The sequence below is a fragment of the Jejubacter calystegiae genome, from assembly GCF_005671395.1.
GTDB lineage: Bacteria > Pseudomonadota > Gammaproteobacteria > Enterobacterales > Enterobacteriaceae > Jejubacter > Jejubacter calystegiae.
Map to the genome: position 1 here is coordinate 4,800,887 of NZ_CP040428.1, position 19,054 is coordinate 4,819,940.

A 19,054-nucleotide genomic window follows, 5' to 3' on the forward strand; every position below is an offset into this window, starting at 1 on the left:
TTACTCCTGGCGCGTCGGCTCAGCGGTCGGCGTGCGTTGCCGGACTCGCTTTGGTTGCGGCACCCGAATAATAAAGGTCAGAACCCCGGCAAACAGATAGAGTCCGGTGTAGGCCCACACCACGCCCACGATATCAAAGAATGGCAGTAGCGCCGAAGCAATGGCCGGCGCCACAAAGTTACTCAGCCCGGCAGAAAGGTTATAGATAGAAACTGCTGCCCCCTTGTGATTCGGCTCAAGAGTCGGGAACACTGCCGTCATCGGCACAAATGCCGCTACAAAGATGCCCAGCATCACCGCCGGTACCATCGCCATCCAGTAATTATGACCAAACCAGAGCGGCACGTAGTAGAACGCCAGGCTGGAGACAGCCATGCCCAGACAGCCAAACCAGCGCACCTGACGAATCCAACCAATAACCTCTCCGGTGATCCCCCAGAAGATATTGGTAAAGATGGTTACAAAGAAAAAGACCGCCCAAATCTGCAACCACTCCGAAATGGAAAAACCCAGCCGATCGACGAACAGTAGCGGCATAATCACCGCAAATCCGAACAGTGACAGGGTATTGATAATGCGGATCAGGCAGGCATAGAACACATCGCGGTTCACAAACAGAATGGTGACCGCCCGGGAGAGTTCGGTCATCTTATCGCGCAGCGGCAGATTCATTCGCGAGCGATCCACCTCCACGTTACGCAGACTGAAAAAGGCGAGGATCCCGCCGCAGGCCACCCAGGCGATGGCAAACCACAGGGTTCCGGTTTCCCCCATTCCGGGAATGATCAGACTGGGCAGATAGCTGCCCACGACGCCGATACCGACCGAATACATCGCCCAGAACCAGCCAGTGGCCGCCGCCAGCCGTTCCCGCGGCAGCACCTGAACCAGTAGCAACATAAATGAATAGATAAACAGCGGATAGGCCAGGCCGCGAATCCCATAGAACAGCAGCATCAGCGGGTAGTTGCGCATCCCCAGTCCCAGCGCCATAAACAGCGCATGCATGACGATCCACAGCACAAAACCGATCAGCATTGCCCGTTGCGGGGTAATGATTTCCGCCACCACGCCGGAAGCCCAGGCGGCCAGCGCCGCCGCCAGACCATATACCGTAAATACCATTGCCGACTGGGCAGGGCTAAAACCCATATCGGTAATGTGTCGCGATAAAAAAGCCATTTCGAATCCGTCGCCGGACATGAAGATCGCGATAGCGATGAATCCCCACAGCAGTTTTGTCGGTAAGCCAAACCAGTATTCTTTAGATTGAGATTGCATAACAATCTTCCTTTTTTTTACCGGAAATAAAGGCCTCAGGCAGGTACAGAGGCCGCTCGTTACATTCAGCCAGAAACTGGCTGGTGCTGTTCGATCCAGGTTTCCAGTCGCGCGACGGTGTGCGCCACCAACTTGTGGAATGTCCGGTCCTGGGCCAGCTCGCCAAACAGGGTGGGATCCCGCAGGTAACTGCCCAGCGGATCGCTGCCGGTCAGGCGCTGGCGCAGCGCTTCCGGCTGTATCACGCCATCCTGATAAGTCCAGGGCAGCGCATCCTGGGCCCAGCGTTCAAGAAACAGGAAAAACAGCGCCGGTAGCACCGCGGTTGCCTCAGGGGTATGCCCGGCCCGCAGGCGTTCAATCAGGGTTGGTGTCACCATGCCAGGAATTTTCGACAAACCATCTGCCGCTACCCGCTGATTGGTATCGCGGATCCACGGATTGGCGAAGCGCGCCAGCACCACGTCGCGGTAATCGGCTAAATCGAGCGGACTGGGCGTTAACGATGGGATCACATCGCGGGTAATATATTCCCGCGCCATCTGCTGTATCTGCGGCTGACGGGTACTCTCATCGATATAGTCGTAGCCAACGAGCGTCCCTGCCCAGGCGATACAGCTGTGAGTGGCGTTCAGAATGCGAATTTTCGCCTCCTCCCAGGGCAGTACCGAATCCACCATCTCCACCCCAACCTTCTCCAGCGCGGGCCTTCCGGCGATAAAGTCATCTTCGATAACCCACTGGATAAAGGATTCACCCATCACTGCCGCCCCGTCGTCAAAGCCGGTGGCCTCTTTTACCCGCTGCGCCACGTCCGGCGTAGGACGCGGCGTGATGCGATCGACCATGGTATCCGGCGAGGTCGTGTTATCACGTACCCACTGCGCCAGCGGTTGCTCGCCCTTTTCCGTCAGGAAGGCGAGAAAACCGTGACGAAAGCGCCCGCCGTTATGGCGCAGGTTATCGCAGCTCAACAGCGTCACCGGTGCGCCCCCCTGCGCCATACGTTGGTGGAGGATCCGGGTCAGCGCGCCATACAGCGTGCAGGCATCGCCGCGCAGATCGGCCTGAATATCTACCTGGGTAAGATCTAGCTCATGATCGGGCGTTAAGTAGTAACCGGCTTCGGTCACCGTGAAGGCAATAATGCGGGTCTCCGGCGCCGCTCCCTGAGCCACCAGCGCGCTCAGTTCGCTATCCCAGGGCAGAATGCGGCGGATGGAGGTAATGGTCTCCCATTCCCGCTCGCCGTCGGGCGTCACCGTCTCCAGCACGTATTTCCCCTGCTGGGCTGCCAGCCGTTCCAGTAACGCCGCCGCATCGGAGCGCACATTGCCCAGGGCGATACTCCACGCATCATCCCCCTGCTCCCTCAGTTTGTGCAGGTACCAGGCCTGATGCGCGCGATGGAAAGAGCCTGCGCCGATATGCATCCACACCGATTTCGTCGTCATAGTCGCTCCGGTTTTAAATATTTGCCAAATGAAAGAGCATTTGCCCTATTCTTAAAAAGTTGTTGAATAGTAGTTGCCGAATGGTGTTTTTTTCCGCGATCTACGCCTCATTTTGAATATTTGCTTTTTTAAAGGGCTTTTGCTCACTATGGAAAATAACGCTTCAGGGATAGAATGACGGCAGGACAGAATCGGACACGATGATGAATAAAGAAGAGAAAAAACAGGAACTCGCGGCACGCGCCGCCTGGATGTACTACGTTGCCGGTCTTACCCAGCAGGAGGTGGCCCAGGCGCTGGGGGTCTCACGCCAGGTGGCTCAGCGACTGGTCTCCTCGGCGCGCGAAATGGGGATTGTCAGCGTCAGTATTCGTCACCCGGTGAGTTACTGCCTGGATCTGGCCAGTGCGCTTCAGGAAAAATATGGCCTGACGCTGTGCCGGGTGGCTCCGTCAGGAGCGCTGAGCGACGAACCGGCACTGCAGATTCTGGCAGTGGAAGGTGCAGAAGTGATGGCGCAGTTTATTGCCGATGAATCGCCCCAGACTTTTGGAATAGGCTCGGGAAAAACCCTGGGCGCCATTGTCGACGCCCTCCCCTGGCTGGAACGCCCCCAGCACCAGTGCGTCTCGATGATAGGCGCCATCGCCCAGGATGACTCCGGCACCCGCTACGATATGCCGCTCAAAATGGCGGAGAAAATGCAGGGCAAGTATTTCTTCATTCCGGCACCGCTCTATGCCGACAGCCCGGAAGATAAAACAATGTGGTGCCGCCACCAGGTCTGGCAGCGCGTGGCGGACCGCGCCCGAGCTGCCAGCATCACCTTCCTGGGTATTGGCGAAGTGGGGCCTGGCTGCCCCCTGAATACCGAAGGCTTTATTACCGATGAGCAGGTGCGCCAGCTAAATAACCGTGGCGTGGTGGGGGAAATGCTGGGGCACTTCTTTAACCACGATGGCGAACGCATCTATGGCGAAACCGACCAGTTACTGACCAGCGTTCCCCTGGAAAGCCAGACTTCACGGCCGATTATCGGCTTCGCCGGCGGGCAGCAGAAATATCAGGCGATTCGCGCCGCGCTGCGCGGCGCCTGGATCTCCGGGCTGGTGACTGACGAAGCGACGGCCCGCTGGCTGCTGGCGACGGAATAAACTATTTTCCCGAGGCGTCTCGGAGTTTTTATTTTAGCGGCTGGCGTCTTCTCTGGTCTGTGATAATTTCCGGGTAATCAACAGGGAGGTCATCATGGGATCAGCCGCTGCAACAACCCCGCACGACGCCGTATTTCGCCAGTTATTGTCTCATCCTGACACGGCCCGTGATTTTATTGCGTTACACCTGCCAGGCTGGCTGCGCGATATTTGCGCCCCATCAACGCTCAGTTTGGTGTCCGGCAACTTTGTCGAACAGAGCCTGCGCCCGTTTTACAGCGATGTGCTCTGGCGCATGAAAACGGCGGACGCCAAAGGATATATTTATTTGCTGATCGAACACCAGAGTACGCCGGACAAGCTCATGGCGTTCCGGTTAATCCGTTATGCCATCGCCACCATGCAGCGCCATCTGGACGAAGGACACCGCACATTACCACTGGTGATTCCGGCGCTCTTCTACCAGGGGAAACTTCGCTGCTGGCCATGGTCACTGCGCTGGTTCGATGCCTTCAGCGATCCGGCCCGGGCACGCAGGCTGTACAACAGCACGCTGCCCCTGGTGGATATTCAGGCGCTTTCCGATGCGGAGATCCTCAGACACCGGGGTCTGGCGGCACTCACGCTGCTGCAAAAACATATTCGTCGCCGGGATCTGACGGCGTTAATGGACAAGCTGTCGCCGCTGCTACACAGCAAAGAGACGCCGCCTCAGCACGTTGAAGCATTGATCAACTATCTGCTACTGGCAGGGAAAGCCCGTGTGCCAGCCCGGTTACTGCGGCAACTGGCCGAACGACTACCGAAAGACAAGGAGAAAAGTATGCAAACCATCGCCCAATATCTGGAACGGAAAGGACATCGCAAAGGGAAGCGTCAGGGGGCAAGGCAGGCCCGTCGGCATATCGCCCAAAAACTGCTCAGCACCGGAATGTCGTGCGCAGAGATTGCGCAAATTACCGGCCTGGCGCCGGAAGAGCTGGCAAAACTGGGCGAAGCGCCCCGGCACTGAAAGCCGTCAGGCGCCTGACGGCTTCATAAGTCATGATTATTTCAGCGAGCCGGAGAGGAACTGCCGTAGCCGTGGACTCTGAGGATTATCGAACACCGCCTGCGGCGCTCCCTCTTCTTCAATTTTGCCCTGATGCAGGAAAATCACGTGGCTGGAAACGTGGCGGGCAAAGCCCATTTCGTGGGTCACCACCACCATGGTTTTCCCCTCTTCCGCCAGCTGCTGCATAATGCGTAGCACCTCGCCGACCAGTTCTGGATCCAGCGCCGAAGTCGGCTCATCGAACAGCAATACTTCCGGCTCCATCGCCAGCGCCCGGGCAATGGAGACGCGCTGCTGCTGACCGCCTGACAGATGCGCCGGATACTTAACCTGCTGGCGCTCATCGATGCCCACCTTAGCCAGATATTTCTGCGCCCGCTCCCGGGCTTCAGCCATACTCAACCCCAGAACCTGAACCGGCGCTTCCATGACATTTTCCAGCACCGTCATATGGCTCCACAGATTAAAGTGCTGAAACACCATGGTCAGCCGGGTGCGCAGCAGGCGTAGCTGATTTTTATCCGCCACTTTCAACTGACCGTCCCGGTCACGCACCAGATTAATCTCCTGGTTATCGACCACAATACTGCCTTCGCTCGGTTTTTCCAGAAAGTTAATGCAGCGCAGGAAAGTGCTCTTGCCAGAGCCGGAGGAGCCGATAATCGAAATCACATCACCCGCCCGAGCCTGTAGCGACACGCCTTTCAGTACTTCGTGTTCGCCGTAGCGCTTGTGCAGATCGGTTACCTTTAATTGATAGTCAGACATGGTCGTACTCAGTGCGCAGAGGCAGGTTTAGTGTGCCGCAGCCAGCGTTTTTCCGCCCGGCGGAACAGGCTAATCAGCACATAAGAGATAATCAGATACAGCACGGCTGCGATCCCGAAAGCGGTAAAGGGCTGATAGGTCGCCGAATTGATGTCGCGGGCGATTTTCAGCAGATCCGGTACCGTGGCAGTAAAAGCCAGCGCCGTGGAGTGCAACATCAGGATCACTTCATTGCTGTAAGCAGGCAGCGCGATACGCAGCGCCGACGGCAGAATAATACAGCGATACATCTTAAAGCGCGAAAAACCATAGGCTCGCGCCGCCTCGATCTCGCCATGGGGCACCGAACGAATGGCACCGGCAAAGATTTCGGTCGTATAGGCGCAGGTGTTCAGGGTAAAGGCCAGCAGCGCACAGTTCAGGCCGCTGCGGAAAAAGGCGCTCAGCATCTCGCTGCCCTTGACCACCTCCAGGGTGTACATTCCGGAATAGAACACCAGCAGTTGCACGTAAAGCGGCGTACCGCGAAAAATATAAGTAAACAGCCAGACCGGCAGCGACAGAAACTTATTCGATGATACCCGGCACACCGCCAGCAACAGCGCCAGCATGCCCCCCAGTACCACCGAGAGAATCAGCAGCCACAGAGTGATCGCCACGCCGGTAAAGCGGTAGCCGTCGGTCCAGAGCAGCGACTTCCAGTACTCCTGCACAATATCAATCACAGTTCAGCCCTCCTGACGCCTGCCGAGTAACGACGCTCAAGCAGCCAGAGCACGCCGTTGGAGACCGTCGTGAACACCAGATAGATAATGCCGCAGACAATGGCAAACCAGAACGGCTGCCAGGTTCCCTTACCCGCCAGATGGGTGGCTTTTACCACATCCTCCAGCCCCAGCAGCGACACCAGCGCCGTGGCCTTCAGAATCACCTGCCAGTTATTGCCAATTCCAGGCAGCGCATAGCGCATCATGGCAGGGAACAGAATACGTCGGAAGGTTTGCGCACTACTCATACCGAACGCGGTGGCGGCCTCGATATGTCCCCTGGGGACTGCCATATAAGCGCCGCGAAAGGTTTCGGTAAAGTAGGCGCCATAGATAAATCCCAGCGTTACGATCCCTGCCGCCAGCGGATCGATATCGATCTGGGTAAAGCCCAGCGCTTCGGTTACGCCGTTCAGCGCCATCTGTAGACCGTAGAAGATCAACAACATCAACACCAGATCCGGCACGCCGCGGATCAGGGTCGTATAGCCGCCGAACAGCCAGGCCAGAGGACGATTACGCGACAGCTTCGCCGAAGCGCCTGCCAGGCCAATCAGCACCGCCAGCACCAGGGAGCTGAGCGCCAGCTCCAGGGTCACCAGCGCGCCGTTAAGAATGACTTGTGAATAACCGTACAGCATCAGTCCGTCTCATGGGGGAGCATTCACAGCGGCGACCGCCTGCGGGCGCCATGTCTGACGGTAACGATCAGTCACCATACACATTAAAATCAAAGTACTTCTTTGCCAGCTTCTGGTAAGTACCATCGGCGCGCATCTCAGCAAAGGCATGGTTCAGGGCTTCGCGCAGCTCGTCGTCCCCTTTACGCAACCCCATACCGGTACCTACACCGAACAGCTTCTCGTCTTTGATCGCCGGACCGCCAAACTGATAATCCTTACCCACCGGCTGCTTCAGGAAACCTTCGCTGGCGGCAACTTCGTCCTGAAAAGCGGCGTCGATACGCCCGGCCGTCAGGTCGGCATAGATGTTGTCCTGCCCCTGATAGGAGACAATCTCGATCCCCTTAGCCGCCCAGTGGACGTTGCCATAGGTCTCCTGAGTGGTGCCCTGCAGCACACCCACACGCTTACCTTTCAGGCTTTCCAGAGTCGGCTGAATCGTGGAGCCCTTTGCCACCACCAGACGGGAGTCGGCAGCGTAGAGTTTATCCGTGAAATCGATCTCCTGCTGGCGCTTTTCGGTGATCGATAGCGACGACATAATGGTGTCGATTTTCTTCGCTTTCAGCATCGGGATCAGCGCGTCGAGCGGGCTTTCCACGAAGGTACATTGCGTCTTAATGCGGTTACACAGCTCCTTCGCCAGATCGATGTCAAAACCGACCAGCTCACCGCTGGGGCTCTTCGATTCGAAGGGGGCATAAGTGGGATCGGTACCGATGCGTAGTTTTTGGGGAACGGCAGCCAGGGCGCCGGAAACGCTGGAAAATGCCAGCACCAGAGAGAGAGACAAAGCCAACTTTTTCATCATTATCCTCAGCTGAGCGATCTTTATTATCAAAGCCGTAAAAACAACAGGCGTACCGGCTATCCTGCCATTTTTCCATGACAGAGGCCAAAGCTTTCCGCCTTAATTACTAATTTTTATCTGCCGCGGGTGACTAACTATGCATCCGTGCACCACTCTGGTGCGCATCTGGCACCAGAGTGGTGCATAGCATTTCAGTCACCGTAAACGTTAAAATCGAAGTATTTTTTCGCCATCCTGTCGTAAGTGCCATCTTTACGTATCTCTGCCAGCGCCTTATCCATTGCCGCTTTCAGCTCGCTATCTTCCTTACGCAGCCCCACCCCGGTTCCGTCACCAAAGAAGGCTTTGTCCTTTACCGCGGGTCCCGCGAAAGCAAACTCTTTTCCGGCAGGCTGTTTCAGGAAGCCTTCGCTGGCCGCAACCTCATCCTGGAAGGCGGCATCCAGACGCCCGGCAGCCAGATCCGAATAGATCAGATCCTGATTCTGATAGGCCACCACATCCACGCCCGCCGTGCGCCAGTGGGCGTTAGCATATCCCTCCTGAGTGGAGCCCTGCAGGACCCCGACATGTTTACCCTTCAACGAATCCAGAGTGGGTGTAATGGGCGAACCCATAGCGGCAATAAGCCGGGAATCCGCGGCATAAAGTTTATCGGAGAAGGCAATCTCCTTCTGACGCTTTTCGGTAATTGACAGCGACGAGATAATCGCGTCTATCTTCTTCGCCTTGAGTGAAGGGATCAGGGCATCGAAGTCGCTGGGTACCCAGTTGCACTTTACCGCCATCCGTTTGCACATTTCATTCCCCAGGTCGATATCAAAACCGACCACCTGCCCCTGGGTATTGAGTGATGAGAATGGCGCATAGGTGGCATCGGTCCCGATACGAATAGTCTGCGGAAGTGCCGAGAACGCGCTGCTGGTAAGGCCAAAGAGCAGAGTGAGCGCAAGAGCCTGCTTTTTCATTGGAGGTTCCTCTGTACGGGGAAATTTTATTATCAGATGTTGTGTTGCATAGCCGGGACTACCACAAACTATTTGCACGTCTTATGCCAGTCTGGCAGACAGAAAATGTTAAGAAAAAGTTACCGACAGGCAAAAGATAGCAGCTTCAGAACAGCGACAGCAGAAAAACAGATTGCAGAGGGGAAGTAATTTGTCAGGATATGATCGCGATTACAGATTTGCCCCATCCTGGGGCAAGGCGTTGCAGATTTCCCTTATCAGCGCACCTTTGCGGTGCCCTGCCAGCGGTTAAAGAGATCCTGCGGCAGTTCGATATTGAACTGATCCAGTACCCGGTTGACAGTCTGATCGATCAGATCCTCCAGGCTTTGCGGACGATGATAAAAGGCCGGCATCGGCGGCATAATCAGCGCCCCCATTTCCGCGGCCCGGGTCATCAGGTGCAGGTGCCCCAGATGCAGCGGCGTTTCCCGTACGCACAGCACCAGCTGGCGTCGCTCCTTGAGCACCACATCAGCGCTGCGGGTCAACAAACCGTCGGTATAACTGTTTACGATGCCAGACAGCGTTTTAATGGAGCAGGGAAGAATAACCATACCGTGGGTCCGGAACGAACCGGAAGAGATACTGGCGCCAATATCGCGCGGGTCGTGAACCACATCAGCCAGCGCATGGACATCGCGCAATTGAAGGTCTGTTTCCAGCGCCAGGGTCTGGCGGGCAGCCTGGCTCATCACCAGGTGAGTTTCGATATCCGGCTGCGGCTGTAGCACCTCCAGCAGTCGTACGCCGTAAATCGCGCCACTGGCCCCGGATATACCTACAATCAGTCGCTTCATGCTTACGCCCATCTCATATCAAAGGTGCGGCAACTGTGCCGGATTATGGCGCATGATGCAAGACGGCTCCCGGAAAGGGAGCCGTGAGACTGATGACAAACCTGGGCCGAACGCGTTCGGCCTGAATCACCAGAAAAATTAACACGGAAAATCAATTCATTGATTTTTGGCTGATAACCACAAAGAGGGAAAAACCACGTTTTTCCCTCTTTGTCATCAACCTGACGGCTCCCGGGAAGGGAGCCGCCACTGGTCAGGTCAGCCTTCGTTATGCATCTCCAGGCTTTCGACCTCGTTCTGGAGCTGCATTGCCTTCACGTCGTCGTTACGCAGTGAGTCAAGGAACTCCAGATACTTCAGATCCACATCCTTCGTCACATAGACTCCGTTAAATACCGAGCATTCGAACTGCTCAATATCGGGATTCTCGGCGCGTACCGCTTCAATGAGATCTTCCAGCCCCTGGAAGATCAGACCATCGGCGCCAATAATCTGGCGAATCTCTTCCACTTCCCGACCGTGAGCGATCAGCTCATTGGCGGAAGGCATATCGATGCCGTAAACGTTAGGGAAACGAATCTCCGGCGCCGCAGAGGCCAGATATACCTTTTTCGCCCCGGCTTCGCGCGCCATCTCGATAATCTGCTCCGAGGTGGTGCCACGTACGATGGAATCGTCCACCAGCAGCACGTTCTTGTCACGGAACTCAGCGCGGTTGGCATTGAGCTTACGACGCACCGACTTACGGCGCTGCTGCTGGCCAGGCATGATAAAGGTGCGACCGACATAGCGGTTTTTCACAAAGCCCTGGCGATAGGGTTTATTGAGGATCCGCGCAATCTCCAGCGCGATATCGCAGGAGGTTTCCGGAATAGGGATCACCACATCAATATCCAGATCTTCCCACTCGCGGGCGATCTTCTCACCCAGCTTGCGCCCCATACCCACCCGCGCACTGTAGACGGAGATTTTGTCCAGGAAGGAGTCCGGCCGTGCAAAGTAGACATACTCGAACAGACAGGGCGTGGTAGTGGGATTTTCCGCACACTGACGGGTATAGAGCTGCCCTTTCTCGGTGATGTAGACAGCCTCACCAGAGGCCACATCACGCAGAAACTCAAAGCCCAGGGTATCCAGCGCCACGCTTTCGGAGGCCACCATATACTCGGTACGGCCATCGCCCACATCGCGCTTGCCCAGCACCAGCGGGCGGATACCGTTAGGATCGCGAAAGGCCACCATGCCGTGACCAATAATCATCGCCACACAGGCGTAAGCGCCGCGAATCTGCTGATTAGTGGCGGCTACGGCCGCGAAGATGTTGTCCGGATCCAGCGGGTAGTGGCGGAAGTTATCCAGCTCGCTGGCAAAGATATTGAGCAGGATTTCAGAATCGGAGGTGGTATTGATATGGCGACGCTTCTCTTCAAACAGCATCTTACGCAGCTCGTGGGCGTTGGTCAGATTGCCGTTGTGCGCCAGCGTAATCCCGTACGGAGAGTTAACGTAGAAAGGCTGGGCTTCAGAGGCGCTGGAGCTGCCGGCGGTGGGGTAACGGACGTGACCGATTCCCATGTTCCCCTGCAGCCGCTGCATATGGCGGGCTTCAAACACATCATTCACCAGACCGTTGGCCTTACGCAGGCGAAAACAGTTGTTCGCATCGATGGTGATGATGCCTGCGGCATCCTGCCCGCGGTGCTGAAGCACCGTTAACGCGTCATAGATCGACTGGTTTACCGGCATTACACCGGCGATACCGACAATACCGCACATGTTGTCATTCCTCATTAAGCCGCAACCCCGGCGTGGTTACCGGGGCAAGAAACTTGACGAGCTTTGCAGATAGTCAAAGAACCATCTGATGATGAAACTGAATTGTGGGATAAGCTGCGACTTCTGCCAGTCTTCGCTCTTCGCCATACCGGTGAAAGAGTCCAGGAAGAAGAGGATGGCGGAGACAATCAGCACGCCCCTTAAGGCGCCGAAGCAGACCCCCAACACTCTGTCCGTTCCGGACAGGCCGGTCTTTTCGACCAGTTGGCCTATCACGTAGTTCACGACAGCACCGACGATAAGCGTGGCGATAAACAGTATCGTTATCGCTATCCCATTACGAACCAGTTCGTCCTCAAAGCCTGTGAACCAGGTTGCCAGGTAAGTGTAGTAGTGGCTCGCGACAAAGAAAGCGCATCCCCAGGTAACCAGCGACAGCGCTTCGCGCACAAACCCGCGGACCAGGCTTACCAGACAGGAAAAGCCGATGACCGCAATAATGGCGTAATCAATCCAGACCATATTCGTTCCGTACCTACTTGCCCTGACATCCTGTTCGGGGCGCATTCTAACAGAAAAAGAAAACGTTTGCGTAGCGGTTTCCTTCGCATCGCAGAAAAGAAAAAGTGGGCAAAAAACGTTCAACCGCTGATTGCCCACTCCACCACATTTCGCCGTTCCGGCTTGCCCGGCGTCGGTTACGGACTGTAGTTCATCACGACACCGCTCAGGCCTGAAAGACTCTTCAGCTCACCGAGGGAGGATTTCAGTTTATCCTTCGACGCATCCGGTCCAACCAGAATGCGGGTAATTTTGCCCTGTACCGGCGTGGACGGAATAGTGTACACCCGGTAGCCAGCGCCGCGAAGTTTAGCCACGATTTCGCTGACCTTATCGGCGTTCTTCAACGCCCCCAGCTGTACCACGTATGCCTTACCCACCGGCGGTTTTTCCTGCTGAGCGGGTTTAGCAGGTTCAGGCGCAGGCTTCGGCGCTGGTTTCGGCTGCTCGCGCGGTTTCACCGGCTCAGGCTGTACGACCGGTTCCGGCTCGCTGACTTGCGTCTCGGTACCGCCAGACAGCCGACGGGTATCCACCGTCGGCGTGGCGCTGCTGGCGCGGACCTCTTCGCCCGCCCCTTCCGGCGGCTGCGCCGGAAGCGCGGCGCCGGCATCCGGCAGCATATCCGGTTCATCGCTGTCCCCCGGTCTGGGAACCAGGGGAATGGCGGCAAACTCATCCTGATAATGCTTTTTCTGCCCGTCCAACAGACCTGGCAACACGATGACGCCCAGCGCCACCAGCACGATAGTGCCTACCAATCGGTTCTGAAACTTACTCGCCACCTCGTTTCACCGCCTCCATCTCTTCCATTACGTGGGCTACCGTGTGGAAAGAACCACACACCAGCACCGTATCCTGGGGCCGGGCCTCACCCAGGGCGGCGTGCCACGCCTGTGCCACGCTATCAAAACATTGCCCCTTACCGAGGTGCTCAATCAGCTGCTGCGCCGTCGCACCGCGCGGCCCCTCCAACGGAGCACAATACCAGCTATCCACCATCGGCTCCAGACAGGCAAGCGTACCGGCGATGTCCTTATCGTGCAGCATTCCCACCACCGCCAGTACCCGCCCTTCACGCGGCAACGTCTTCAGGCGCCCGGCCAGATAAGCCGCTGCATGGGGATTATGGGCCACGTCAAGAATCACCCGCGGCGACTCGCCGACCTGCTGGAAGCGGCCCGGCAACATTGCCTGGCGTAGTCCTTCGCGAATGGCGGTCTCTCCTACCGGAAGATGACTGGCGCGCAGCGCCGCCAGCGCCGTGGCGGCGTTGGGCTGCGGCACAAGGGGCTGCGGTAGCGCTTCCAGCACGCCTGCGGCATCGCGATAGCGCCAGGTATCGCCGGTCACTTCGTAATCCCACTCCACCCCGCGGCGGCGCAGCATTGCGCCCTTTTCCCGGGCCACTTCGCTAATGGTTTCCGGCATATCCGGCTCCCCCACCACCGCAGATTTATCGGTACGGAAGATCCCCGCCTTTTCACGGCCAATACTTTCGCGATCCGGCCCCAACCAGTCGGTATGATCCAGCGCGATACTGGTAATCACCGCCACGTCGGCGTCCACGATGTTTGTTGCATCCAGACGGCCTCCCAGCCCCACCTCAAGAATGGCCACATCCAGCGATGACTGCTTAAACAGCCACAGCGCAGAAAGGGTGCCGTACTCAAAGTAGCTCAGCGAGGTTTCGCCGCGCGCGGCTTCGATTGCCGCGAATGAGGCGGTATGGCGCGTTTCCGGCAATTCTTCGCCCTGAATCCGGACCCGTTCGGTATAGCGCACCAGATGCGGCGAACTGTAAACTCCAACCCGCAGCCCGGCAGAGAGCAGCATGGCTTCCAGAGTTCGGCAGGTGGTGCCTTTGCCATTGGTTCCGGCAACGGTAAAAACGAAAGGCGCTGGCTTCAGAACATCCAGCGCGCTGCCAACCTGGCTTACCCGTTCCAGGCCCAGATCGATGGTTAAACTGTGCAGATTTTCAAGATAAGAAAGCCACGTGCCCAGAGACGACGTGGCTTGTGGAATAGATTTTTCCATGATGCCCGTTTCTGTAATCAGGGTTCAGAAATACGAAGGGCAGCGCCCTGCGGCCCTGCCCCTGTTCATCGTCAGGCCTGTGAATCCTGCTCTTGCTCCGGTTCATCCGGCACGACGACGGGGTCGTGGGACGCCTCGGGATCCGGCGCTGGCAGATTCATCAGCTTAGCCAGCACGCTCGCCAGCTTCAGGCGCATTTCCGGACGACGGACGATCATATCGATGGCGCCTTTTTCGATCAGAAATTCGCTGCGCTGGAAGCCCGGCGGCAGTTTTTCACGTACGGTCTGCTCAATAACCCTTGGGCCGGCAAAGCCAATCAGCGCCTTCGGCTCAGCGATATTGAGATCGCCCAGCATGGCAAAACTTGCCGATACGCCGCCCATGGTCGGGTCGGTCAGCACAGAGATATAGGGCAGACCGCGCTCCTGCATTTTCGCCAGCGCGGCACTGGTTTTCGCCATCTGCATTAGCGACATCAGCGCTTCCTGCATACGGGCGCCGCCAGAGGCGGAAAAGCAGATCAGCGGGCAGTTATCTTCCAGCGCCTGCTCAACGGCCCGCACAAAGCGAGCCCCGACTACAGAGCCCATGGAGCCGCCCATAAAGGCAAACTCAAAGGCAGCGGCCACCACCGGCATACCGTGCAGGGTGCCCTTCATCACCACCAGCGCGTCTTTCTCGCCGGTCTCTTTCTGGGCGCTCGCCAGGCGATCCTTATACTTTTTGGAGTCGCGAAACTTCAGCACATCTTTCGGCTCAAGCTCGCTACCGAGCTCCACCATGGAGCCTTCGTCCATCAGTGTATGCAGCCGCTCGCGCGCCGACATACGCATATGGTGGTCGCACTTCGGGCAAACCTCCAGATTACGTTCCAGTTCGGCGCGATAGAGAACCTGCCCACAGCTGTCACACTTGGTCCACACCCCTTCCGGAATGTTCGCCTTGCGGGTAGGTGTAATATTGCTTTTATTGAGAATTCGTTCAATCCAGCTCATTGATGACCTTTCTGCCTGAACCTGGTCAATGCCAGTTTTTCTGTGGGGCGCATGATGCCATTTTTGCCTGCCACAGGCCATAAATGTCGCTCATTAAAACATAACGGCCTGCGAGTTTGGACAAAAAACTGGTCTAACCCCGTGATAATTACTCTTTCGCCTTCGCCTGACGGGCGGCAGCGCGCTTGTGACGCACCACTTCCACCACGCCGGGCAGTACCGACAGCACGATAATCGCCACAATCAGCAGCTTCAGGTTCTCCTGTACCACCGGCATATTACCGAAGAAGTAGCCCGCATAGGTAAACAGCAGTACCCAGAGTAACGCCCCGGTCACGTTATAGAAAGCGAAGTGGCGATAGGACATACGCCCCATCCCTGCTACGAATGGCGCAAAAGTGCGGACGATCGGAACAAAACGCGCCAGAATAATGGTTTTTCCGCCATGTTTTTCATAGAAGGCGTGAGTTTTATCAAGGTAGCTGCGGCGGAAAATTTTCGAGTCAGGATTACTGAACAGCCTGTCGCCGAATAGTCGGCCAATCGTATAGTTCACCGCATCGCCGATAATCGCGGCCACCACCATCAGCGCAACCATGGTATGTACATCCAGTTCGTTTGAAGGCAGAGACGCCAGCGCGCCCGCCACAAACAGCAGCGAATCCCCAGGCAGAAACGGCGTAACCACCAGGCCCGTTTCACAAAACAGAATCAGGAACAGAATGGCGTAAACCCAAATCCCGTACTGCGCCACCATTTCGGCCAGGTGGGCATCAATATGCAGGATAAAATCAATAACAAAGCGGATGAAATCCATCGTGTTTTATTCCTCGGCTGCTATCAGTCTGCCAGAAAAAGAGGCCCCATCGGGGGGCGCGGAAGCGCGAATTCTTCAGGGTAGTCCACCGCCACCAGATACAGCCCTTCCGCCTTTGCCGTGGCTGCCGCAAGGGTGCGATCCTTCAACGCCAGCAGTTCGGCAATCCACCCTTCAGGCTGATTGCCGCAGCCCACTTCCATCAGGCTGCCAACGATGTTACGCACCATATGATGGACGAACGCATTGGCCTTGATATCCACCATCACGTAAGCGCCGTGACGCGCTACGTTGATGTGCATCAGGTTGCGCCAGGGAGTACGCGACTGGCACTGCACCGCCCGAAACGAAGTAAAGTCGTTTTCCCCCAGCAGGCACTGAGCAGCCCGGTGCATTCGTTCGGCATCCAGCGGTGCATGGTAGTGGGTCACCCCCTGCTGCAACACCGCCGGACGCAGGCGGTGGTTGTAGATCAGGTAGCGATACCGGCGCGCGGTGGCGCTAAAACGCGCATGAAACTTTTCCGGCACATTTTTCACCCAGCGTACCGCAATGTCTCCAGGCAAATTCGCATTTACGCCCAGCGTCCAGGCCGCATCTTTACGTAGCGCATGGGTGGTAAAGTGCACCACCTGGCCGGTAGCGTGTACGCCAGCGTCAGTTCGCCCTGCACAGAAGACCGCCACGGGTTCATTCGCCACCTGTGACAGCGCTTTCTCCAGTTTCTCCTGAACGCTACGCACCTCGCGCTGGCGCTGCCAGCCGTAATAACGGCTGCCGTCGTATTCGATGCCCAGCGCGATGGTGTAAAGCGGTTGCTGCTGCTCCGTCATTAGTACATATACTCCTGTACCAGTTTCTCGGCGGTTTTTATCGCCATCAGCGCACCACCGAAGCGTACGTTATCGGCCACCGACCAGAACTGGACCTGTTCCGGCATACCGTAGTCGTTACGCACGCAGCCGATAGAAAGCAGATCGTGACCGGAAGCATCTCCGACCTGGGTCGGGAAATCATTTTCTTCGCTAAGCTGGATATCTTCGCCACGCTCAAAGGCATCGCGCGCTTCGTCGCTGGCCAGCGGGCGCAGGGCTTCCATGCTCACTATCTGGGCATGACCGTAGAAAACCGGCGAACGAATGCAGCTGGCGGAAATCGGCAGGCCCTCATCCTGAAGCACTTTACGCACCTGATCGACGATGCGACGCTCTTCGCGCACGCTGCCATCGGCATCCGGCAGCAGCGGCAACAGGTTAAACGCCAGCTGGCGCCCAAAGTGATCGTCATCGTCAAGCGGCATACCATTCAGCAGACGCGCGCTCTGACCGGCCAGCGCGTCCACCGCCACCTTACCCTGGGCCGAAGCGGCCAGTAGACTGGTGACCTGGAGGCGCGCCAGCCCGCCCTCTTCCATCAGCGGTTTTATCGCCACCAGCACCTGGCTGGTCAGACTGTCCGCTACGGCGACCAGATTACGGTTGCGGTAGTCCGCCAGCACGCCCGGGTTAACCTCCGGCACCACCAATGGTACATCGGGCTCCATCGCGAACAGGCCGCTGGAGTCAATAATCAGGCATCCTTCATCGGCGGCCTGCTGAGCATAGCGCGCCGAAGCCTCTTCACCCGCAACAAAAAACGCCAGTTGTGCCTGGCTCCAGTCAAAGGTTTCGGCATCTTCAACGACGAGACTTTTGCCCGCAAAACGCAGTCGTTCACCCGCGCTTGCGCTACGCGCCAGCGCATACAGCTCCCCAACCGGGAACTGGCGCTCCGCCAGCAGCTCTAACAGCGCTTCGCCCACGGCGCCAGTGGCGCCCAGCACGGCAATATTCCAGCCTTCAGACATGGTGGTTTACTCCAGACAATGACCGCCCACCCACCCTGTGGCGGACGGTCAACAGAATTAATGGGATGGATGGTGTACGGCGCCGAAGCCCAGCTTTTGCAGCAGAGCCGCCGTTGCGGCGTCGTCACATAATACGTAAAGCGAGGACCATTCGCGGCGTTCGGCATAGTTCTTACGCAGCTTGTCGAATTCGCCCGGTCGCCCCGTCGCATGACGCAGCAGCGCATCATCGCGGCGCACATCATACACCAGATGCGCCAGACGTTTCAGCAGCGCCTGGTTAAGGGGGCCATGTACTGCCAGACGCACCACGTCCGGCGTTGGCAACAGAGTATCCAGCGCCACCTGTTGGGATTGCCCCAGGAAAGTGCTGTAGGCTTCAAACACCTGGGTCGTGCCACGCGCTTTGCCTTCCAGAGTGTAGCCGGCGATATGCGCAGTGCCGATATCGACACGCTTAAGCAATTCCACGTCGAGATCCGGCTCCGGCTCCCACACGTCCAGCACCGTGCTCAACGCCTGTCCGGCCTCCAGACGACGGCGCAGAGCGGCGTTGTCCACCACAGGTCCGCGGCAGGCATTCACCAGGATAGCCCCGGGTTTCAGGCTGGCAATCAGCGCTTCATCGGCCATATGCAGCGTTTTATACTGCCCCTCTTTATAGAGCGGCGTATGGAATGTGAGAATATCGGCTTCCCGAACCAGGGTTTCCAGCGGCTGAAAATCACCGTCGTCGCCGCGGTCTTTACGGGGCGGATCGCACAGCAGAGTGCGAATGCCCAGCGCTTCCAGGCGCGCCTGCAGACGGGAGCCGACATTACCAACCCCGACAATCCCGACAGTACGATCGCGCAGCGCAAAACCATCGCGCTCCGCCAGCATCAGTAGCGCGGAAAAGACATATTCCACTACGGCAATGGCGTTACAGCCAGGTGCCGCCGAGAAACCAATGCCCTGCTGCGCCAGCCACGCCTGATCCACATGGTCGGTACCCGCAGTGGCGGTGCCAACAAATTTAACCCCATGCCCCTGTAGTAGCGCCTCGTTCACCTTCGTGACCGAACGCACCATCAGCGCCTCTGCATCGCTCAGTTCTGACACCGGCAGCGGGCGGCCGGGAACAGCCTTCACCTCGCCCAGGCGGCTAAAAAGTTCGCGGGCGTAAGGCATATTTTCATCGACGAGAATTTTCACGTTACCGTACCTGTTTTTGTGCGGGAGAAGGGATCTCCCCGCA

Annotated in this window: 19 protein-coding genes; 2 read left to right on the plus strand and 17 right to left on the minus strand. The window is 57.3% G+C overall.

Going from position 1 to position 19,054, the window contains the following annotated elements; all coding sequences use genetic code 11:
* Both FEM41_RS22460 and dalD read right to left on the minus strand, forming a co-directional pair.
* Positions 1 to 1,281, minus strand: coding sequence for an MFS transporter (locus FEM41_RS22460; protein ID WP_138098633.1), 1,281 nt, complete (start codon positions 1,279 to 1,281; stop codon positions 1 to 3).
* A 65-nt stretch (positions 1,282 to 1,346) separates the two neighbouring features.
* Complete coding sequence (gene dalD / locus FEM41_RS22465) at positions 1,347 to 2,735, minus strand: D-arabinitol 4-dehydrogenase (protein WP_138098635.1); 1,389 nt, start codon at positions 2,733 to 2,735, stop codon at positions 1,347 to 1,349.
* A 203-nt stretch (positions 2,736 to 2,938) separates the two neighbouring features.
* Here dalD and FEM41_RS22470 point away from each other — a divergent pair, with 203 nt between their 5' ends.
* On the plus strand, positions 2,939 to 3,889 hold the full coding sequence (locus FEM41_RS22470) for a sugar-binding transcriptional regulator (protein ID WP_138099303.1): 951 nt from the start codon (positions 2,939 to 2,941) through the stop codon (positions 3,887 to 3,889).
* Between the two features lie 94 nt (positions 3,890 to 3,983).
* On the plus strand, positions 3,984 to 4,901 hold the full coding sequence (locus FEM41_RS22475; protein WP_138098637.1) for an Rpn family recombination-promoting nuclease/putative transposase: 918 nt from the start codon (positions 3,984 to 3,986) through the stop codon (positions 4,899 to 4,901).
* Between the two features lie 36 nt (positions 4,902 to 4,937).
* On the opposite strand, the gene hisP is transcribed toward FEM41_RS22475, so the two are convergent.
* The 15 genes from hisP to pdxB form a co-directional block, all read right to left on the minus strand.
* Positions 4,938 to 5,711, minus strand: coding sequence for a histidine ABC transporter ATP-binding protein HisP (gene hisP / locus FEM41_RS22480; RefSeq protein WP_138098639.1), 774 nt, complete (start codon positions 5,709 to 5,711; stop codon positions 4,938 to 4,940).
* Between the two features lie 8 nt (positions 5,712 to 5,719).
* The gene (locus tag FEM41_RS22485; protein WP_138098641.1) at positions 5,720 to 6,436 is read right to left on the minus strand and encodes an ABC transporter permease; all 717 of its coding nucleotides are present in this window, start codon (positions 6,434 to 6,436) and stop codon (positions 5,720 to 5,722) included.
* Positions 6,433 to 7,119: a histidine ABC transporter permease HisQ gene (locus FEM41_RS22490; RefSeq protein WP_138098643.1), complete on the minus strand. Its 687-nt coding sequence runs from the start codon at positions 7,117 to 7,119 to the stop codon at positions 6,433 to 6,435. Before FEM41_RS22490 ends, FEM41_RS22485 begins: the two co-directional genes overlap by 4 nt.
* Positions 7,120 to 7,186: 67 nt before the next feature.
* On the minus strand, positions 7,187 to 7,969 hold the full coding sequence (hisJ, locus tag FEM41_RS22495; protein ID WP_138099304.1) for a histidine ABC transporter substrate-binding protein HisJ: 783 nt from the start codon (positions 7,967 to 7,969) through the stop codon (positions 7,187 to 7,189).
* Between the two features lie 194 nt (positions 7,970 to 8,163).
* Positions 8,164 to 8,940 (minus strand): lysine/arginine/ornithine ABC transporter substrate-binding protein ArgT, encoded by a 777-nt coding sequence (gene argT, locus FEM41_RS22500; RefSeq protein WP_138098645.1) that lies wholly within the window; start codon positions 8,938 to 8,940, stop codon positions 8,164 to 8,166.
* A 257-nt stretch (positions 8,941 to 9,197) separates the two neighbouring features.
* The gene (locus FEM41_RS22505) at positions 9,198 to 9,779 is read right to left on the minus strand and encodes a UbiX family flavin prenyltransferase (RefSeq protein ID WP_138098647.1); all 582 of its coding nucleotides are present in this window, start codon (positions 9,777 to 9,779) and stop codon (positions 9,198 to 9,200) included.
* Positions 9,780 to 10,037: 258 nt separating this feature from the next.
* Positions 10,038 to 11,555 carry an amidophosphoribosyltransferase gene (gene purF, locus FEM41_RS22510; RefSeq protein WP_138099305.1) on the minus strand — a complete coding sequence of 506 codons (1,518 nt, stop codon included), beginning with the start codon at positions 11,553 to 11,555 and terminating at the stop codon, positions 10,038 to 10,040.
* Positions 11,556 to 11,591: 36 nt separating this feature from the next.
* Entirely contained in the window at positions 11,592 to 12,077 is a 486-nt protein-coding gene (gene cvpA, locus FEM41_RS22515) for a colicin V production protein (RefSeq protein ID WP_138098649.1), read from the minus strand.
* Positions 12,078 to 12,253: 176 nt separating this feature from the next.
* Positions 12,254 to 12,901 (minus strand): cell division protein DedD, encoded by a 648-nt coding sequence (dedD, locus tag FEM41_RS22520; RefSeq protein ID WP_138098651.1) that lies wholly within the window; start codon positions 12,899 to 12,901, stop codon positions 12,254 to 12,256.
* Positions 12,891 to 14,159, minus strand: coding sequence for a bifunctional tetrahydrofolate synthase/dihydrofolate synthase (gene folC, locus FEM41_RS22525; RefSeq protein ID WP_138098653.1), 1,269 nt, complete (start codon positions 14,157 to 14,159; stop codon positions 12,891 to 12,893). Before folC ends, dedD begins: the two co-directional genes overlap by 11 nt.
* Before the next feature lie 68 nt (positions 14,160 to 14,227).
* Positions 14,228 to 15,154, minus strand: coding sequence for an acetyl-CoA carboxylase, carboxyltransferase subunit beta (gene accD / locus FEM41_RS22530; protein WP_168198847.1), 927 nt, complete (start codon positions 15,152 to 15,154; stop codon positions 14,228 to 14,230).
* 148 nt (positions 15,155 to 15,302) lie between these two features.
* Positions 15,303 to 15,971, minus strand: a complete 669-nt coding sequence (locus FEM41_RS22535; RefSeq protein ID WP_138098657.1) for a DedA family protein — start codon at positions 15,969 to 15,971, stop codon at positions 15,303 to 15,305.
* A 23-nt stretch (positions 15,972 to 15,994) separates the two neighbouring features.
* On the minus strand, positions 15,995 to 16,804 hold the full coding sequence (gene truA / locus FEM41_RS22540) for a tRNA pseudouridine(38-40) synthase TruA (protein ID WP_138098659.1): 810 nt from the start codon (positions 16,802 to 16,804) through the stop codon (positions 15,995 to 15,997).
* The gene (locus FEM41_RS22545; RefSeq protein ID WP_138098661.1) at positions 16,804 to 17,817 is read right to left on the minus strand and encodes an aspartate-semialdehyde dehydrogenase; all 1,014 of its coding nucleotides are present in this window, start codon (positions 17,815 to 17,817) and stop codon (positions 16,804 to 16,806) included. The genes truA and FEM41_RS22545 overlap by 1 nt, the downstream gene beginning before the upstream one ends.
* A gap of 57 nt (positions 17,818 to 17,874) precedes the next feature.
* Positions 17,875 to 19,011, minus strand: a complete 1,137-nt coding sequence (gene pdxB, locus FEM41_RS22550) for a 4-phosphoerythronate dehydrogenase PdxB (RefSeq protein WP_138098663.1) — start codon at positions 19,009 to 19,011, stop codon at positions 17,875 to 17,877.
* Positions 19,012 to 19,054 lie beyond the last annotated feature (43 nt).

Bases quoted from the DNA above. Each gene is read 5' to 3' on its own strand.
- dalD (WP_138098635.1), bottom strand. From the start codon at position 2,735: ATGACGACGAAATCGGTGTGGATGCATATCGGCGCAGGCTCTTTCCAT.
- FEM41_RS22460 (WP_138098633.1), bottom strand. From the start codon at position 1,281: ATGCAATCTCAATCTAAAGAATACTGGTTTGGCTTACCGACAAAACTG.
- purF (WP_138099305.1), bottom strand. From the start codon at position 11,555: ATGTGCGGTATTGTCGGTATCGCCGGTGTAATGCCGGTAAACCAGTCG.
- FEM41_RS22545 (WP_138098661.1), bottom strand. From the start codon at position 17,817: ATGTCTGAAGGCTGGAATATTGCCGTGCTGGGCGCCACTGGCGCCGTG.
- FEM41_RS22470 (WP_138099303.1), top strand. From the start codon at position 2,939: ATGAATAAAGAAGAGAAAAAACAGGAACTCGCGGCACGCGCCGCCTGG.
- argT (WP_138098645.1), bottom strand. From the start codon at position 8,940: ATGAAAAAGCAGGCTCTTGCGCTCACTCTGCTCTTTGGCCTTACCAGC.
- hisJ (WP_138099304.1), bottom strand. From the start codon at position 7,969: ATGAAAAAGTTGGCTTTGTCTCTCTCTCTGGTGCTGGCATTTTCCAGC.
- hisP (WP_138098639.1), bottom strand. From the start codon at position 5,711: ATGTCTGACTATCAATTAAAGGTAACCGATCTGCACAAGCGCTACGGC.
- cvpA (WP_138098649.1), bottom strand. From the start codon at position 12,077: ATGGTCTGGATTGATTACGCCATTATTGCGGTCATCGGCTTTTCCTGT.
- FEM41_RS22505 (WP_138098647.1), bottom strand. From the start codon at position 9,779: ATGAAGCGACTGATTGTAGGTATATCCGGGGCCAGTGGCGCGATTTAC.
- FEM41_RS22490 (WP_138098643.1), bottom strand. From the start codon at position 7,119: ATGCTGTACGGTTATTCACAAGTCATTCTTAACGGCGCGCTGGTGACC.
- FEM41_RS22475 (WP_138098637.1), top strand. From the start codon at position 3,984: ATGGGATCAGCCGCTGCAACAACCCCGCACGACGCCGTATTTCGCCAG.
- FEM41_RS22535 (WP_138098657.1), bottom strand. From the start codon at position 15,971: ATGGATTTCATCCGCTTTGTTATTGATTTTATCCTGCATATTGATGCC.
- truA (WP_138098659.1), bottom strand. From the start codon at position 16,804: ATGACGGAGCAGCAGCAACCGCTTTACACCATCGCGCTGGGCATCGAA.
- accD (WP_168198847.1), bottom strand. From the start codon at position 15,154: ATGAGCTGGATTGAACGAATTCTCAATAAAAGCAATATTACACCTACC.